Annotated in this window: 1 protein-coding gene; it reads right to left on the bottom strand. The window is 67.5% G+C overall.

The annotated features are described in order from the left end of the window. Nucleotides 1-131: 131 nt before the first annotated feature. A partial coding sequence (locus tag KDL01_RS41920; RefSeq protein ID WP_212534271.1) for an alkaline phosphatase D family protein occupies nt 132-462 on the bottom strand: 331 nt, incomplete at its 5' end.

Raw genomic sequence — 462 nt, 5'->3', positions numbered from 1 at the left:
GCTTCAGACATGTCTCGACTCATACCGCCACTGTGGAGGAATCGTGTTTCGCGACCACGAACGCACCGTGACTGGCGAGTAAAGACTCCTTATGTCTGTTTTTGTCGGGTCGTCGGCCGGTTGGTGTCGCGTCACTGACCGACCAGGCCCGGCTGCAGCCTCTTGGTGTACAGCACGGTGCCGTCCTGCTCCCGCAACCGCACCGTCAGCACGCCGCTGTCGCCGTCGATGTCCACCTCGCCGAAGTACTGGTGGCCGCCGGCGGGCGAGACGTTCGACGCGGTGGGCGCCTTCACGAACACCCGCTCCGGGCCGAAGGTGCCGTCGAGCGCGACGGCCGGGAAGGCGCCCGCGTTCAGCGGGCCGGAGACGAACTCCCAGAACGGCTCGAAGTCGCCGAACGCGGCCCGCGAGGGCTGGTAGTGCTGGGCCGAGGTGTGGTGCACGTCGGCCGTCAGCCAC

The organism is Actinospica durhamensis, from assembly GCF_018139695.1.
Lineage (GTDB): Bacteria > Actinomycetota > Actinomycetes > Streptomycetales > Catenulisporaceae > Actinospica > Actinospica durhamensis.
This window is presented reverse-complemented; position numbering and strand designations above follow the sequence as displayed.